General features: G+C 47.6%; 14 protein-coding genes. 6 read left to right on the forward strand and 8 right to left on the reverse strand.

Annotated elements, in window-relative coordinates; translation table 11 throughout:
- The first annotated feature begins 257 nt into the window (after positions 1–257).
- On the forward strand, positions 258–2,060 hold the full coding sequence (locus DESAL_RS17225; protein WP_015853241.1) for a methyl-accepting chemotaxis protein: 1,803 nt from the start codon (positions 258–260) through the stop codon (positions 2,058–2,060).
- A gap of 74 nt (positions 2,061–2,134) precedes the next feature.
- On the opposite strand, the gene serS is transcribed toward DESAL_RS17225, so the two are convergent.
- Both serS and DESAL_RS17235 read right to left on the reverse strand, forming a co-directional pair.
- Positions 2,135–3,412 (reverse strand): serine--tRNA ligase, encoded by a 1,278-nt coding sequence (gene serS, locus DESAL_RS17230; RefSeq protein ID WP_015853242.1) that lies wholly within the window; start codon positions 3,410–3,412, stop codon positions 2,135–2,137.
- Positions 3,413–3,526: 114 nt separating this feature from the next.
- Complete coding sequence (locus DESAL_RS17235; RefSeq protein WP_049760034.1) at positions 3,527–3,934, reverse strand: hypothetical protein; 408 nt, start codon at positions 3,932–3,934, stop codon at positions 3,527–3,529.
- Positions 3,935–4,021: 87 nt separating this feature from the next.
- Between DESAL_RS17235 and DESAL_RS17240 the strand changes: the two genes are divergently transcribed.
- The 4 genes from DESAL_RS17240 to thpR are packed head-to-tail and all read left to right on the forward strand — an operon-like array spanning position 4,022 to position 6,360.
- Positions 4,022–4,501, forward strand: coding sequence for a CinA family protein (locus DESAL_RS17240; protein WP_015853244.1), 480 nt, complete (start codon positions 4,022–4,024; stop codon positions 4,499–4,501).
- A 5-nt stretch (positions 4,502–4,506) separates the two neighbouring features.
- Positions 4,507–5,496, forward strand: a complete 990-nt coding sequence (locus DESAL_RS17245) for a carbohydrate porin (RefSeq protein ID WP_041721992.1) — start codon at positions 4,507–4,509, stop codon at positions 5,494–5,496.
- Positions 5,459–5,782 carry a carbohydrate porin gene (locus DESAL_RS17250; RefSeq protein WP_041721994.1) on the forward strand — a complete coding sequence of 108 codons (324 nt, stop codon included), beginning with the start codon at positions 5,459–5,461 and terminating at the stop codon, positions 5,780–5,782. Before DESAL_RS17245 ends, DESAL_RS17250 begins: the two co-directional genes overlap by 38 nt.
- 23 nt (positions 5,783–5,805) lie before the next feature.
- Complete coding sequence (gene thpR, locus DESAL_RS17255) at positions 5,806–6,360, forward strand: RNA 2',3'-cyclic phosphodiesterase (protein WP_015853245.1); 555 nt, start codon at positions 5,806–5,808, stop codon at positions 6,358–6,360.
- 59 nt (positions 6,361–6,419) lie between these two features.
- Here thpR and DESAL_RS17260 read toward each other — a convergent pair whose 3' ends face one another.
- The 3 genes from DESAL_RS17260 to DESAL_RS17270 all read right to left on the reverse strand — a co-directional run bounded on the left by DESAL_RS17260 (position 6,420) and on the right by DESAL_RS17270 (position 11,058).
- Positions 6,420–7,769 carry a trypsin-like peptidase domain-containing protein gene (locus DESAL_RS17260; protein ID WP_015853246.1) on the reverse strand — a complete coding sequence of 450 codons (1,350 nt, stop codon included), beginning with the start codon at positions 7,767–7,769 and terminating at the stop codon, positions 6,420–6,422.
- Positions 7,770–7,774: 5 nt separating this feature from the next.
- Complete coding sequence (gene htpX, locus DESAL_RS17265) at positions 7,775–8,623, reverse strand: zinc metalloprotease HtpX (RefSeq protein ID WP_015853247.1); 849 nt, start codon at positions 8,621–8,623, stop codon at positions 7,775–7,777.
- A gap of 113 nt (positions 8,624–8,736) precedes the next feature.
- Complete coding sequence (locus DESAL_RS17270) at positions 8,737–11,058, reverse strand: cache domain-containing protein (protein ID WP_015853248.1); 2,322 nt, start codon at positions 11,056–11,058, stop codon at positions 8,737–8,739.
- Positions 11,059–11,307: 249 nt separating this feature from the next.
- On the opposite strand from DESAL_RS17270, the gene DESAL_RS20625 reads away from it, so the two are divergent.
- Positions 11,308–14,871: a FecR domain-containing protein gene (locus tag DESAL_RS20625; protein ID WP_015853249.1), complete on the forward strand. Its 3,564-nt coding sequence runs from the start codon at positions 11,308–11,310 to the stop codon at positions 14,869–14,871.
- A 43-nt stretch (positions 14,872–14,914) separates the two neighbouring features.
- Here the strand turns inward: DESAL_RS20625 and DESAL_RS17280 are convergent, their stop codons facing one another.
- From DESAL_RS17280 to DESAL_RS17290, 3 genes are read right to left on the reverse strand one after another with little or no spacing between them, the layout of a single operon-like run.
- A complete protein-coding gene (locus tag DESAL_RS17280; protein ID WP_015853250.1) occupies positions 14,915–15,175 on the reverse strand; it encodes a hypothetical protein in 261 nt (86 codons plus the stop codon).
- On the reverse strand, positions 15,172–15,417 hold the full coding sequence (locus DESAL_RS17285) for a hypothetical protein (protein WP_015853251.1): 246 nt from the start codon (positions 15,415–15,417) through the stop codon (positions 15,172–15,174). Before DESAL_RS17285 ends, DESAL_RS17280 begins: the two co-directional genes overlap by 4 nt.
- Positions 15,418–15,448: 31 nt before the next feature.
- Complete coding sequence (locus DESAL_RS17290) at positions 15,449–16,786, reverse strand: tetratricopeptide repeat protein (protein WP_015853252.1); 1,338 nt, start codon at positions 16,784–16,786, stop codon at positions 15,449–15,451.
- Positions 16,787–16,802: the final 16 nt, after the last annotated feature.

Below are 16,802 nucleotides of genomic sequence, written 5' to 3' on the forward strand. Positions count from 1 at the left end.
CATTCCCGTCACACAAACCAAACATTTATTAACATTATGTCATATAAAAGTATGATGTCTTTCATCTTATAGATGTTAATCTCATTCCAGAGGTTAATTGAATCCGCTGGAATTATTTCACGACTATAGGTTGATATTGATAACCTTTTGCAATACTATTAAGTCTAACAAGCTAACTTCTCTTTGCGATATCCCCCCAAAAGAATTCTTCCAATCGAAAGAGATCAGACCCACTCATTACATTAGGGAGAGGAAAAGTGACCAAACTTTCCATTCGCGGCAAACTTGCCGTTCTTTTCTGCATTGCAATTTTCACCTCGCTGATCACCATAGGACTCAGCGCATATTCTTCATATGAACTCACAGAACTTGAGGCTCAAAAGGCACAGGAAATAATGCTCGATGGCCAGAAGGAAAAACTCAAATCCGCAGTATCATCAATGGCAGCGGCTCTTTCCGGCGCAGTTGCAAACTTAGGAGACGAGCAGGAGCAGCTTAAGCTGATGCGTACCATGATCAAGGACGCATTCTATGAAGATGATTCCTCCGGCTACTACTTTATCTACAAAGACACGGTTAACGTTGCCCATCCGGTAAAGCCCTCACTGCATGGCAAGGACCTCGACAATCTTGTAGGCAAAGACGGCATTTATTCCGTACGGGAACTGGCCCGCGCAGCCCGCAACGGCGGAGACTTCGTACATTTCACATGGGATAAGCCCGGATATGATAAACCCATGCCAAAGCTGGGCTACGCAGCGATGATTCCGGGCACCGACTTCTGGATCGGAACCGGAGTATACATCGACAACATCAAACGTCAGGCGGCACTCATAAGGACTGAAATGGAAGAACAGAACTTCACTGCCATCCTGATCCAAAGCGGAATTTCCGCCGGTCTTTTACTGCTCATTCTCCTTCCGGCAGGAATCATCATGGGTAAAGGAATCATTAAACCCATCATTGAAATCAAGGAAGAAGCACGCAAAATAGCATCCGGCAACTTTGACACTAACCTGACCGTCACCAGCAAAGATGAAATTGGCGAACTGCAGGTCGCTCTTTCCGAAATGGCAGATTCCTTACAGGAAAATATTACTGAAATTACCCGCAAAGAACAGGAAGCCGCATACAAAGCAGAAGAAGCTCTACGAGCAAGCGCCGAGGCCAAAGCCGCCAACGATCTGGCCGAAACCAAGGCCGCAGAACTTCTCGAAGCCGCTATTCAACTTGATAATGTAGTTGATTCCGTATCCGCCGCATCCGAAAACCTGATGGTACAGATTGAACAATCCAGCGCCGGAGCCACTGAACAGGCCAGCCGCGTTGAAGAGACTGCCAGCGCCATGGAAGAGATGAACGCTACAGTGATGGAAGTGGCCCGAAACGCTGCCAGTGCAGCTGAGGACGTAGACAAAGCCCGCAACATGGCCGAAGAAGGCGCAAAAGTTGTTTTCCGCGCAGTAGGCGGTATCGAAACAGTGTCCACGCAATCCAAAGTCCTCATGGAAGACATGACCACCCTCGGCAATCAGGCTGAAGGCATCGGCGAAGTCATCAATGTAATTAACGATATTGCAGACCAGACCAACCTGCTGGCGCTCAACGCTGCAATTGAAGCGGCACGGGCCGGGGAAGCTGGCCGTGGATTCGCTGTTGTTGCGGATGAAGTGCGTAAACTGGCTGAAAAAACAATGGCCGCCACCAACGATGTTTCCAATGCAGTGAAGAGTATTCAGGACGAAGCACGCAAGAACATCGATAACACGGTGAAATCTGTAGAGACAATCACCGAGGTAACCGAACTTGCTACCGCTTCCGGTGAGTCCCTGCGTGAGATAGTTACACTGGTCAATGCTGCTACTGCACAGGTGCAGTCTATTGCCACCGCAGCTGACCAGCAGAGTGCCGCCAGTGACGAAATAAACCGTTCCATCACCGGAATCAGCGAGATTTCCATAGAAACCTCTGATGCCATGACCCTATCCAGAAACGTAGTCAGCGACCTTTCCGTCCAGATCAAAACCCTGAACAGCATGACCGAGCGCATGAAAGGTTAAAACCCACCCCGCTTAGACAAAAAAAGGGCAGTCCGTCACCGGACTGCCCTTTTCTATTTCATTTCTATCTGTGATTACTCAGCGGTAATTACTTCCAATCCGCCCATGTAAGGACGCAGTGCTTCGGGAATCACAATGGAGCCGTCTTTCTGCTGGTAGTTTTCAACTACAGCAACAAAAGTACGACCTACAGCAAGACCAGAACCGTTCAATGTGTGTACGAACTGTTTCTTTTTGCTGTCTTTGGGCTGAAACTTAATGTTGGCACGGCGAGCCTGAAAGTCCACGCAGTTGGAGCAGGAAGAAATCTCACGGTATTTATCCTGTCCGGGCAGCCATACTTCAATGTCGTAAGTTTTAGCGGAACCAAAACCCATGTCACCGGTACACAGGGTAATAACCCGGTAGTGCAGGCCGAGACGCTTGAGGATTTCCTCAGCATGTCCGGTCATCTTTTCGAGATCTTCGAAACTTTTGTCCGGGTGTGCAAAGCGAACCATCTCTACTTTGTGGAACTGATGCTGACGGATAAGGCCTTTGGTGTCCTTACCGTAAGAACCGGCTTCGGAACGGAAGCAGGGAGTCGGTGCGCAGTAGGCAATGGAAAGATCATCTTCACTAAGCACTTCATCACGGTGCAGGTTGGTCAACGGAACTTCCGCAGTGGGGATCATGTAGTATTCCCAGTTCTTCAGCTTGAAAAGGTCCTCTTCAAACTTAGGCAGCTGACCGGTACCAAACAGGGAATCGCGGTTAACGATGTACGGGGGAATAACTTCGGTGTAACCGTGGTCCATAGTCTGAACATCGACCATGAAAGAAGTCAGTGCGCGTTCCAGACGTGCACCCCATTTCTTAAGCACTACAAAACGCGCTCCGGTAAGTTTGGCTGCACGTTCAAAATCAACACCGCCAAGTTCAACGGCCAGATCCCAGTGCTCACGGGGAGTGAAATCAAACTCAGGCTTCTCGCCCCAATGACGGATCACCGGGTTATCGTCCTCGGTTTTACCGAAAGGCACGGACTCGTCAGGCATGTTGGGAACGGAGCTGAGCCATTCGCGCTCTGCGGCTTCAATATCTTTAAGGTCTTCATCAAGGGCCTTGATTTTGCCTGAGACTTCACCCATGCGAGCGATGATCTCGGAAGCATCGCCCCCTTCTCTCTTTATCTTTGCAATCTCGCCAGAGGTGGAGTTACGCTCGGCCTTGAGGGATTCCACTTCCTGCAGCAGGGACTTACGGCGGGAATCCAAATCGCTGAATTCATTAACATCAAGTTTAGAACCTCTTTTTTCGAGGCTTTCGCGAACTACATCCAGATTGTTCTGTACAAATTTCAAATCGAGCATTTCATTCTCCTGATATCATCTATATAAAAAGGCTAGTCTCAAGCCACTGCAATGCTAGTAGCGAATCTAAGCGCACTAATAAAGGGTATTCTTGCATCAATTTACATAAAATACCTACAAATCATCGATTCCCATGCGCTTATTTCCATAAACACAGGCGATATTGGCATAAATTCCAATCAGAAGCAGCAAAGCCATGAGACTCTCAAACCAGCAAGCAAAAAAAACATATACCACGCTGGCGGACATGCCGAAACCCTGCAAACCTTTTTTCCAGCTCCAAGGAGATTCCAGCCAATTGCGTTCATGCTCAAGAACTTTATCAATTACAGCAAAGGGCGGCGCAGGCTCTGGCAATTCCATCATGGCTGCCCCGACCCCGGCAATAAAAGCCAAACCCAGAAAAACAGATTTTGTCCACAAAGCCATAAGCAACACGCACAGGGAACCGAGCATCATAATCCAGTTCCAATGATTCTGGTGTCTTTTCCAGATAAGACCGCTGATATTCTTAAGAGCCATGACGGAAGAGTATCATTTCACCCTGCACTAAACAATATGCCGCAACTGCCCCTTTAAATATTGCCTGAATCGGTATACCGTACCTGCATGATTGAAAACATTGTACCATCTATCGGAAAAATTCTCGTTGAAAAAGGCTGGACCATGTCCACCGCAGAGTCCTGCACCGGAGGTCTTGTCGCCGCAACCCTGACCGACTTCTCCGGCAGTTCCGCATGGTTCTCCGGCGCTGTGGTTGCATACTCCAATGAAGTGAAGATGTCTCAGCTGCATGTCCCTGAGCAGGAGATAATCGATCACGGAGCGGTCAGTGAACCGGTTGTCCGGGCCATGGCGGAAGGTGTCTGCAAAACGCTTAACGTGGATGTAGGCATATCACTTTCCGGAATTGCCGGACCAACAGGCGGTACCCCGGATAAACCCGTGGGCACGGTCTGGATGGGCTGGCATGTAAATGGGAAAACCTATGCTGAAAAATATATCTTCAACGGTGACCGCAAAAGTGTAAAAGATCAAAGCCTGCAAACCGTACTGGAAAAGCTGCACCAATTTCTTAAAGAGAGTTAATCCCCATGAAAAAGACGCTGGCCCTGCTTCTCCTCTTTGTTTTCTGCTGTGCGACAAATGGAATCTGCCGCGACTCCCTGCGCAAATCACTGAACCTGCATGGACAGGCAGAAGAACGCCAATCTGAATTGCTGAAGGATTTCCAGCAATCCTGGGATGAAGTGCAGAAGACTACCGGCCCCCTGACTATTGAAGGGGACGTGCTCGGCTATATTCAGGCATACGGGGACAGCAACATTGACGGGGAAACTCAGGACGGCAACGAATACGGAGCATTTAAAGCCCGGCTGAGGCTGCACTGGGAGCCAATTGAGGACGGAAAATTCTTCTTTCAATTTCAGGGCGGTGTTTCAGACAAGCACAGTAACCCTTCCAGCCGCGGAATGGTTCTTTCCCCCCTGAACTCTCAGGCATCACGGACCAGCCCCGGCGGACAGGCTTCTATTTCAGATGTGCTTTACACCCAGCACTTTGCAGACAAAAAAATGTTTGTATCCCTAGGCTGGACCGACCCGGAATCCTTTATGGATGAAAACCGCTTTGCCGGAAACGGACGAATCCAGTTTGTTAACTCCATGTTCAACAACGAACCTATCTTTGACGGAATTGATACCAACCTGCCAATCGTTGCTGTCGGTTTCAACCCGGAAGAGCAATTCAAATTCACAATGCTGGCTCAGGCCTCAACTTATGCAGGAAGGCCGGGAGATCAACGTAAAGGAGACTTTGAAGACATCGCCGACAGCCCGCTCATCGGAGGACAGCTGACATATTCCCCCAGCTTTGGTAAACTGAAGGGTAACTACCGCGTCTTCGGCTGGACTAACACATATGACCAGCCGCGCATTGACGGAAGTGAAGAATCAACCAACTGGGGTATCGCCTTTAACATGGATCAGGACATCACCGAAAATTTCGGAATATTCGCAAGGCTTGGAAAAGGCAACAGCGCAATAAATGACATCAGCTGGACAAGGCAACAGCGCAATAAATGACATCAGCTGGACATGGTCGACCGGTACCCACTGGCAAGGCCCGATACCCGGAAGGGAGCAGGATGTCTGGGGTGTTGCCGCAGGTGGTGTACAAGGCAACAAACATACGGACAACAAGGACATGGAGTTCCATTACGAGACTTACTATCAGATCAAGTTAACCGACAATTTTTCAATTGTCCCGGACCTGACCTACGTAAACAACTCCAATGCCAACAGTAATAATGATGATATAATGTTCGGAATGTTGAAATTCTTCTTCACTTTTTCCACACCCGGTTCATAAACACCTTAACAGGTTGGGATAATATGAAAAAGATACGCACATTTATTGCACACCCCGTACCAGAAGAATGGAAAGAAATAATCGGAGAAGCTTACGGCAGCCTGCGCGAAGGGCTGGAATCAAAAATCGCATGGGTTAAGCCTGAGAATATGCATTTCACCCTGAAATTTCTCGGTCCTATAGAGGAGTCCAAACTTGCCGAGGTGCAGGAAGTACTGAAAAATATCCCCGTTGTAAACTTTAAAATTTCAACAGCTGGAGCCGGATTCTTTCCGGCACTAGAAAAGCCGCATGTAATCTGGATCGGGCTTGAACAGGGAGCCAAGGAATTCTGCTCAACGGCGGCAACAATTGAATCAGAAATGGCAAAGCTGGACTTTAAGGAAAACCGCAAATCCTGCCATGCCCATCTCACTCTGGGGCGGGTAAAGAAAATTGCCGAGGACGATTGGACCGTACTGGCAGAAAAGATAAACAGTATTAAGTTACCGGAAACGGAAGTAAACGGATTCACACTCTACAAAAGCGTGCTTACACCGGACGGACCGATTTACTCCGTAATTAAAGAGTATAGGTAGAAAAAAGGCGGGCAATCCACTTTGGAATGCCCGCCTTTAATTTTATATTCAAAACTGCTCTAGCTATTTAATTTAACGTAATAAAAATTACGTCCGCGCTGTACCTTGAGCATAACTTTATTGTTCATCCGGTAGCGCAGGAAGGAATCAAGGAAATCCTTTTGCGAATCCACCCGATGGTTACCGATCTGATGAATCTTGTCACCGGGTTGCAGGCCGAGCCTTGCTGCAGCACTGTTTGTGCGCACCTTGCTGACCAGCATGCCTCGCCCGCGTGAATCCTTATCCACAACCATGCCCCAACGGGACCATGCCTGAGACCGGACCTGCTGCGATTCTAAGGATTGCGGACGGACCACAATGTTTCGCACCTTGCCATCGTGGAGCACTTCAAGATCAACATCCTCACTGCGGGTCTGCACCCGGAGTAAAGCGAGGTATCCGGCCTTATCTTCAACCTCAATACCGTTCATCTTCAGGATAATATCACCGGGTTTTAAGCCCGCGTAGGCAGCCGGGGTATCCTTATGAACATCGGTGACCAGCATTCCGTAAACACGTGACATTCCGAAATAGCTTGCCGAACCCTGATCAAGATCCTGACCGCTCAGCCCCAGCCAGACCGGAGAAACCTTGCCGGATTCGAGCAGTTCCTTAACCACCCGTTTGGCACGGTTGATGGGAATGGCAAAACCGATCCCCTCGGCCCGGGCCTGAATAGCTGTGTTGATACCGATCAGATCACCCATGATATTAAGCAGCGGACCACCGCTGTTACCGGGGTTAATAGCTGCATCGGTCTGGATGAAATCCGTATAGGCACCCTCTTTTGACTTAACAGTACGCTTAAGCGCGGAAACCACTCCGGTAGTAACCGTGTGGGTGTAACCAAAGGGATTACCGATGGCGATGACAGTCTCACCGATATAAATATCCGATGAGTCACCCATAGCAACCTGCGGCAAATTGCCCGCACCTTTTATTTTAAGTACTGCAATATCAAAATCTGCATCAGAGCCGACAATCTCGGCAGTATACTCCTCACCGTTGATCATTCTGACCTTGATATCACTTCCGCCGGACAGCACATGGGCATTAGTCAGCACCAACCCGCGGCGACCATTGATAATCACCCCGGACCCGGTGGACTGTGAACGGTATCTGCGTTTCTGGGTCGGTAAATTGTCAAAGAACAGCTCAAAGCCCTGCCCCCCGAACATCTCACCGAACGGAGAAACTCCACGTTCCACAATGCGGGTAACACTGATATTCACAACCGCCGGAGCAGTTTTCTGCACCGCCCGAACAACAGGTGTCACGCGCAAGGAATCATCCCGAGCAGCAAGGGCCGGCTGTGTCATAACGACAGCGAGCAATGCAAGTATGATACTTTTTAACGCGCGATTCATATTAATTATCTTCCAGCCATGGACATAAGTCTGGCAATGCGATCCTCGGTAGAAGGATGTGTGCTGAACCATTTAGCCATGTTTCCGCCGCTGAAGGGGTTGACGATGAACATGTTTTCAGTTGCCGGGTTTGCATCCATGGGAATGTTACGTGCATTTGCATCCAGCTTGTAAAGAGCGGAAGCCAATGCCTTGGGATCATTTGAAATCTGCGCTCCGGTGGAATCAGCAAGATACTCACGGGAACGGGAGATTGCCATCTGAATCAGAGATGCTGCCAGGGGTGCGAGGATTGCCACAAGAATGGCAGCAAAAGGGTTGGTTCCGCCTTCCTCGTCATCTCCGCCGAAACCGAAAATTGCAGCCCACTGCATCATGTTGGCTACCATCATAATCACCCCGGCCAGAACAGCGGCAACAGACTGAATCAGGATATCGCGGTTGGCGATATGCCCAATCTCATGTGCAATAACACCGCGCAGTTCCTCAGGAGTCAAGATACGCATGATCCCGCTGGTCACTGCTACTACGGCATTCTCAGGGTTACGGCCGGTCGCGAATGCGTTAGGGGCATCCTGATCCACCACGTAAAGACGCGGAGTGGGAATTCCGGCATTAGCAGCCAGCTCTTCAACCATAGCGTGCACCTGAGGTGCATCGTTAGGAGAAAGCTGACGGGCTTTATACATGGAAAGAACGATTTTATCGGAATACCAGTAACTGCCCACGTTCATGAACATGGCAAATACAAAGGCAATGACAAGCCCGGTCCGTCCCCCCATCAATCCTCCGAGAAAGAGAACGATAGCCGTAAGCGCGGCGAGCAGGAAAAAAGTCTTGATCTGACTGGTCATATTAAAATCTCCTGTGTTTTTATCTTGATAGAAAAATACCGCATCGAAAGCGATGCGGTATATGAAAGATAGGATTTAATATCATTCAGTCAAGCGATCGTAAATCAATAAAATCAGTCTTCAACAATAGTATCCTTGGGCAGGACAATAGTAAAAGCAGTACCCTGACCTTCAACACTGGAACAGTTGATAGTTCCGCCAAGCCTAGTGTTGACCAGATTATAAACGATGCTCATACCCAATCCTGTTCCACCAGCTCCACGCTTTGTGGTGAAAAATGGTTCAAAAATCTTATTAACATTGGCCTGACTCATTCCCCGTCCATCGTCAGTGTAACGGATAACAATACCGTCATCGGAAACCTCTACTCCGATATCTATATTTCCAGCCTCAACCCCCTCAAATCCATGAATCAGAGTGTTTATGATAAGGTTGGAAAAAATCTGCATAAAAGCGCCGGGATAAGTGTTCAGAATCAAATCATCGGCACAATGTATATTGATCTTATGTTGAGTCCGCTTGTACTTGGAACGCAGGCTAAGCAGAATTTCATCAATATATTCACGGAAATTAATCATCCTTTTCTGACCGGAAGCCTGATCCGCTGCCACCTGCTTGAAAGTACCGATCAATTCTGCGGCCCTATGCAGATTAAGCATGCTGGACTGCGTAGCTTCGCTGGCGACAGATATAAACTTATCAAAATCAGACTTACGCAACTGCCCTGAATCAAGTTTCTTTGATATCTCCTTCAGCTTCTCTTCCATAAAGCTGATACTGGTCACGCTAATGCCAACCGGAGTGTTAATTTCATGAGCAACTCCGGCCACAAGGTCGCCCAGAGCGGCCATTTTTTCAGACTGAATAAGCTGATTCTGGGCACTTTCGAGACGTTCCACAGAACTGCGCAACTCGGCTGTACGCTCCTCAACCTTCTGTTCAAGATCACGGTTTAACGTACTCAACTGATCCTGAACAGAACGCAACTCAGAAATATCCCTGCCCTCAGCAAGCAGAAAGAGCATTTTCCCCTCGGCATCAAAGGCAGGCTTCAGGGAGAAATCAACATACCGGGAACCGCCATCAGGAAGGTTTGTCTTCACTTCCCTACGTATAATATGTCCGTTCGCGGCATTTTTAATGTCTTCTTTTAAATCATCCCGCAATGAAGGCGGATCCTGCCACCATGGGCCTTCCCAGAAAGGACGTTCCAGTACATCCTCGACATCAACTTCTCTTATATCAAGAGCTGCCTTGTTCACTTCCCTGAGAGTTCCATCCAGATCAACTACACCCATGAACTGAAGAGACTGGCTAAACACCCCTCTGAACATGGCTTCACTAAGTGCAATCTGTTCCTGAGCTTCCTTAAGCTCTGTGACATTGTGGCCCTCTACGATCAGGAATAAAACTTTTCCATTATCATCGACTACCGGTTTTGCGGAAAAATCGACATAAATAAACTGCCCATCGAGCCCTTCATGCTTAAAAATCCCCTTGCCCACACCACCAAACGAAGCAACCTGAATTAACTCCTTGAGTTCCCGCTGTGCTGCCAGAGAATCTTCCCACCACGGGGTTTCCCAAAAATAATGCCCGATAACCCTGTCATTTTCGCTACCAATAAAATCCAATGAAGCCTGATTTGCAAGCAACAGAACTCCTTCAGGACTGAGCACTCCCATAAACTGCTGGCTATGGTTGAAAATACCCTTAAAAAGGGCTTCGCTTTCCTGAATATCTTTCCCGGCTCTTCTGCTTTGAATGATGGTGTAAAAAGAAAGAAGTGAAATAAGTCCCAGAATCCCCATAGTCATCATGATCAATTCACGATTCCGGGCGGCAGCCTCGGACTCAAGATCATCGAGATACAGCCCGGTTCCCACTATCCACTTCCATGGATGAAACCTCTGCACATAGGAAACTTTAGGGACTACCTTATTGGGCTGATCCTGCCATTGCCAATAATAGTCAACGAACGCGGAACCATCTTTTTCCGTAGCGTTGATCATATCAAGAATAAGCAACTTGCCCTTAAAGTCGGCAAACTTCGACATATCCCGGCCATCCAACTCCGGCATATACGGATGCATTATCATTTTGGCATTTAAATCATTAATCCAGAAGTAATCCTTATTATCCGGTCCGAAGCGCATCATCCCGATCATTTCGGCACCTTTTCTGCGTGCCTCCCCGGAAGAGATAAGGCCTTTAAGCTCTTGATCACGAAGTTGATCAAGAACCCCGACGGCAACCTGAGTCATATGCTTTAAGGATTCTTTACGCTGGGCAAGCAGGGCATCACGGACCGCAGGCATATGAATGGCAAAGATAACAATGATAAAAAGCAATAAAGAAGCCACCGTAGGGACGGCAACCCTTAACCAGACAGGACTCCTTCTTCCTATTCCCTTGCTTTTTTCAAAAACACCCATGCATTTCTCCGGACTGTACGAGGAATATATATTAGTTCTGCAAAGTTAAGTGTACACTATATGACAGCTAGAATACAACTTCTAAATTCAGCGCCGAAACACCTTAGTGCCCCCCTGATCTGCAACAAACGATTACTCCCGATATCACTTGCCCGCTTTGTATTTTTATTTTAAAAATATAAATTCTTGGTTTACCTTTATCTAAGACAATTTTTTTTTCACAAAAATACATAAACAACAAAGAGCACAATGCCTGTTGAACAAAACAATCCTAATGAAATCGGAGTTGTCACCGGTGTATCCGGTGAAGCATACGCTCAAACCGCTTCCGGAACACGTACCCTTGAACCGGGAAGCCCTATCTATCAGGGCGAAGAATTGGTCACCGGAGGAAACGGTAATGTTGAGGTGCGTTTTGTTGACGACACCCTGATTTCACAAGGTGCCAACTCCCGCATTGCCCTCGATGACTACGTTTATGATCCCGATGGCGGGGAATCCAGTTTTCTGGGTGACATAGCCGAAGGTACCTTCCGTACAGTTACAGGCAAAATTGCCGAACAGAACCCGGACCGTTTCAAGCTAGGTTCACCTCTGGCAACCATTGGTATCCGCGGCACCATTATTCTCAGCGAAGTTACCGGTGACGGCGAAAAGCACGGTGTTGAGCAGCTCCATGCCGGTAAAGCCATGCTCCTGCAGAGTAAAGCAACCGGACAAGTCCAGCAGCTTCGAACCGGGCAGATGCTGGATATCAGTAAAACAGGTTTATTCAACCCCATACGTCCTATAACCATGCAGGAATTGACCTCCTTCCGCGACCTTGCGCCCTCCAACATCCGTCAGGAACAGGAAATCCAGAAGCAGCGCGAAGAGGAAGAACAGCAGAACGATCCCAACGACGAGCAGAAAAACGAACAACAGGATGAACAGCAGGACGGCACCAAAGATGAACTTCCCGGCGATGTTGATCCCGGAGGAGGGACTCCCGGAGAAGACACCGGAGAAGAGGGTGGAGCTTTGCACGCCAACAAAGGTGTCTTTGAGAATGAAGAAAAAGGTCTTTCCGACCAAAAAAGATTTGAGCCTGACAAATTAGGTAAAAAGCCCGAACCTAACGATAAACCTGAAATAAAAGACGAAGAAAAAAGATCAAAGGACCAAGGTGAAGAAGAAAAGGGAAAGGGAGAAGAACCTGAAAATTCTCAAGATAAAGGCGAAATTCAAGACGAAAATGAAAAGCAAGTCCCAGTAACATCTGAAGAAGAAACTGGTGATGAAGAACAAAATGAAAGCGAGAATGATACTGATGACTCAGACGATTCAGGATCAGAGACCAATGAACACGACAAACACGGCAGCGGGCTGATCAAAGGAACTGCTGCGAATGAAACGATTACCGGTAGCTCTTCCCAAGACACTATTTATGGTGAAGGCGGCAACGACACCCTCTACGGGGAAGCCGGGGATGATGAACTTTTCGGCGGAACCGGAAATGACTCCATGTTCGGCGGTGCGGGCGAAGACATGCTCAACGGCGGAGCAGGAAATAACTACCTTGATGGCGGTTCCGGAGAAGCGCATGAAACAGATTTCGCATCATTTGACGGGCTGGAGCATGGAGTAAACGTAGATCTCAGCAACAAAAATGATGCTGGCGAAGTCATTGTTATAACAGATGACGATGACAACACACAGGATGTGCTGGTCAATATCGAAGGTGTGATCGGGACCGCCCATAAGGACACTCTGACCGGGGATGATGGCGTAAACAGGTTCGCTCCGGGATTGAACGAAGAGTACGAATCGTCCGGTGCGGAAAGCGTGGAAGGCGGAGACGGCAAGGATTGGATACAGTTTGAGACTTTGGATAGCAAATTCTACGTTAATATGGATTTATCTGATGGCTTAGCAGAAATTCATGACTCCACAAAATCATCCGATTCCAGCAGGGTGAACGAAATAAACATTAGTAGCATTGAAAACATTATCGGTTCTTCCGGCAATGACAAATTGCGGGGCGACGAATCTGTAAACAACACCATCCTCGGCGGTAAAGGCAATGACTTAATCGACGGTAAAGGAGCAAGTAATATCCTCAAAGGCGAGGATGGTAATGACTCAATTATCGGAGGATCAGGTGACGACAACATTGACGGCGGGTCAGGAGATGATTCCATAAAGGCTGGAAAAGGAACCAACGTCATCAATGGCGGCAGCGGAATAGACAGCCTGACTTATAGTAATTCGGACACCTCTGTTACGATAGATATGAATGGCAACGGCTCTGGTGTAGCCAACAGCGCTGATACATATATTTCCGACACTTTCAGTGAAGTTGAAAAAATAAAAGGCTCAACCCACGACGACACATTTAATGGTAGTGCTTACGCCGACACCTTTGACGGAAATGACGGTGCTGACGTGATTAAAGGCCTGGATGGAGCTGATGTATTATCCGGTGGAGAAGGTAATGACACCATCTACGGCGGAGCAGGAAACGACATCATAAACGGTGGATTGGGACAGAACAATCTATATGGCGGCACAGCTGCCGGTACAGACATGGGTTTGGATACTCTTTCATACGCTGGGGCCAGCCAAGTCACAATCGACATGCAGCTAGGCAAAGCTTTTCACGACTCCACCTACGATCATTTTTATGATTTCGACACTTTTATAGGCTCTGACGGCGAAGATATTTTTACCGGCCACGGCACAGCCGTAGACATCTTTTTCGGTGGTAAAGGCAACGACACCTTCACCGGTAAAGATGGAAACGATACTTTTGACGGCGGAACCGGAACAGACACAATATCTTTTATCGGTCTTACCGGTGCCACAGGTGTAGTTGTGAATGCATGCAGCACAGGTTATGGAACCGCCACTCACCTGAATAGCTCAAACGCCACAACCGAAACCGACAAATTTACCAATGTGGAATCATTCGTAGGTACCGATTATGTTGATACGTTTAACGGTTGTTCCAATAACGAAACATTCCTTGGTGGAAAAGGTGCTGATGTATTCGATGGCGGCGGCGGGCATGACACACTTGACTATAGCGACTTTGAAGCCGGAGTAACAATTACTGTCAACGCAGACGGAGACGGACAAGCGGAACGTACTGTAGAAACAGTCTTTGAAAGAGACACATTCACAGACATAGATGAATTTTTCGGATCAATGGCGGGTGACACATTCATTGGCGGAACCGGCGATATAGACCAAACTTTTTGCGGAAACAGCGGCACCGACAGCATGGACGGCGGAGGAGGTACGGACTTTATCAGTTTTGAGAGCCCTAGTATTTCAACCGGCGTAACAATTGACCTTGCCGACAACGCAGACGGAATCACATGTACAGCTTCCGGAGGCTCGGACGATTCTTTCACGAACATTGAAGGTGTCATCGGCTCCAGCTACTCGGACACGATCACAGCAAGTTCAGTGGGCGCTTCTACCATTCAAGGCGGTGGAGGAGCGGACACGATAAATCTTGTAAACGGTAAAGCCACTGAACTGGCCTACACTTCACTTTCAGAAGGTGGTGATACCATCAACGACTTCAAATCCGGAGAGGACTATTTCTATTTCGGTGATTCCGATCTAGACAGTTCCGCTGAATTTTATACTTTTTCAGGCAGTTATGACGGAGAAGCCGACAAAGGGACTGACGACGCCTACTTTATCTTCGATGACAACAACAAACTCTGGTATGACTCCAACGGAGACCAAGTTGGAGGGCAAACCATGATAGCCCAGATAGCCAGTGGAGACGATGTCAATTCAGATGACATCAGTTTTGCTTAATAAAAAAGAGCCCTATCTTCTTGGAAGATAGGGCTCTTAACTTTTATCCATTTAAATTCTGTTCGCCGCCTTTCATGTGGGCATCCCCAACCATATTCTCATAGGTGGTTATCTGATTCTTGACCCTTCGTAACTTTATCAAAGCTTTCTTCTGCTCGGCCATAGCCCTTTCGTGACGACTGCGCAAACTAGCTTCCTCAGCCTTGAAAGCTTTAATTGTATCTTTATGCCAGCTGGTAATCATCCGGTTTATGACCAGTGCAGAGAGCATAATCGCTGCGCATATACCCAACATCAAAATCATTTTTTGCTCCTTGCATCATTCAAACTGCTCTTCAGATCATCAAGATTTCTGGTGGCATCAGCAATTTCCCGGTTAATCTGGGTTGTGCCCTTTTTTAACCTGCCGACCTTGAACTCAACTTCATCACGTAAATTATCAATTTGAATTCTTCGTTGACCTATATTTCCGCTAACATTCATATAGCGACCATAAAGAATCATAAAGATAAGAAACCCAAAGACAAGTGAGATTAAAAAATACATGAACTTTCCTGATAGTAACTGAAGAGTCAGACTAACCCTGCGGCGGTTCGCTCTTTTTAAGTAGAGTCTTCAACTTGTCATCGTCCGGGAATTCGGTGAGAGCCTCCCCAAGGACAACACGGGCTTCGTCATTCATGCCGACCTTGAGAAAAATTCCGGCAATGTTTCGAGCTACGGACACTGCACTTTTATGGATCATTCCATCCGAGCGCACCGCACGTTTAAAATACTTTGCACACTTGGCATACTCTTTACCATCGCTGTAGGCCAAACCGATATTATAAAACAGCCCCGGCTCATTCGGAGCAACTTTAAGCGCAGACTGATAGTTTTCCACTGCCTGCTGCCATTTTCCCTGCTTACGAAGGGCAATGCCGAGCTTGTTGTATGTTTCCAAATCGTCTGCACTCAAACTTGAAGACTTAACTTTCAACAGCTTGGAATAATATTTTTCGGCTTTATCCGGGGCAACCTCAAAAAGAGATTCCGCAATTCCGCTCATTACCTGCGACAGATAATTATGAGCTTCCTTTACTGCACACTTAACAGCATCATCAAAATATACTTCAGCCTCCTCAAGCTCCTCGCGCTCAAGATGGACGCGTCCGATCTCGCACTTACGTTCTGTATTAAGAGGACTGATGGAATCAAGCTTCTTCAAATAATGCAGGTACTGATCGTTGTCATTACCCTTATAGAACTCGGCCAATTTCTTGATCGGCTCCATGAATACCTTGGACTGCTCATGGGCCTGCAAATATGATTTCAGAGCCTCTTCACGCTGCCCCATGCCGGACTGGGCATCCCCCTGCAACATCAAAGCAGCAGGACTGTCAGGCTTGATCTCAAGGATCTTTGCACTGACCACTAAAACCTTGTCCAGTTCACCTTTGCGCAGAAAGGTCTTCCCGGCTTCGACCAATTGAGCAAGCTTACCCTGCGGCTGAATCGTAAAGGCCAGTTTCTGGACCAGACTGTCCACGGAAACTGGCTTGGTGATAATGTTGTTTGCTCCGAGTTCATGGAGGAAAATAAGCTCTTCCTGACTGGTTTCATCAGTTAGGACCACTACCTTAATTTCAGGAAACAACCTGCGGATGTTCAAAATAAAATCAGCAGTAGGTTTACCCCTGACCAGCCTTTCTACAAAAACAAGTACTGGCTGTTTAGCACCGATCTTATCCTTGATCTCAGATAAACACGGAGCCTGTTCCTGATAATAAGCCAGACAATCCCGGCGGATAGCCAAAATTTTATGCAGGGTGCCGCGCAACAGTTTGTAGAACGAAGGTTCATCACTAAGCAGAACAGTAAAACCAGCCTGTTCTTCATAAAATTCGCGCACTATCTTATCATATTTAGTTGCCACTTTAGCCTCACTGCGA

The organism is Maridesulfovibrio salexigens DSM 2638 (assembly GCF_000023445.1).
Lineage (GTDB): Bacteria > Desulfobacterota > Desulfovibrionia > Desulfovibrionales > Desulfovibrionaceae > Maridesulfovibrio > Maridesulfovibrio salexigens.

Coding starts and splice junctions, on each gene's coding strand:
- serS (WP_015853242.1), bottom strand. CDS start 3,412: ATGCTCGATTTGAAATTTGTACAGAACAATCTGGATGTAGTTCGCGAA.
- DESAL_RS17235 (WP_049760034.1), bottom strand. CDS start 3,934: ATGGCTCTTAAGAATATCAGCGGTCTTATCTGGAAAAGACACCAGAAT.
- DESAL_RS17240 (WP_015853244.1), top strand. CDS start 4,022: ATGATTGAAAACATTGTACCATCTATCGGAAAAATTCTCGTTGAAAAA.
- DESAL_RS17245 (WP_041721992.1), top strand. CDS start 4,507: ATGAAAAAGACGCTGGCCCTGCTTCTCCTCTTTGTTTTCTGCTGTGCG.
- DESAL_RS17250 (WP_041721994.1), top strand. CDS start 5,459: ATGACATCAGCTGGACAAGGCAACAGCGCAATAAATGACATCAGCTGG.
- thpR (WP_015853245.1), top strand. CDS start 5,806: ATGAAAAAGATACGCACATTTATTGCACACCCCGTACCAGAAGAATGG.
- DESAL_RS17260 (WP_015853246.1), bottom strand. CDS start 7,769: ATGAATCGCGCGTTAAAAAGTATCATACTTGCATTGCTCGCTGTCGTT.
- htpX (WP_015853247.1), bottom strand. CDS start 8,623: ATGACCAGTCAGATCAAGACTTTTTTCCTGCTCGCCGCGCTTACGGCT.
- DESAL_RS17270 (WP_015853248.1), bottom strand. CDS start 11,058: ATGGGTGTTTTTGAAAAAAGCAAGGGAATAGGAAGAAGGAGTCCTGTC.
- DESAL_RS20625 (WP_015853249.1), top strand. CDS start 11,308: ATGCCTGTTGAACAAAACAATCCTAATGAAATCGGAGTTGTCACCGGT.
- DESAL_RS17280 (WP_015853250.1), bottom strand. CDS start 15,175: ATGATTTTGATGTTGGGTATATGCGCAGCGATTATGCTCTCTGCACTG.
- DESAL_RS17285 (WP_015853251.1), bottom strand. CDS start 15,417: ATGTATTTTTTAATCTCACTTGTCTTTGGGTTTCTTATCTTTATGATT.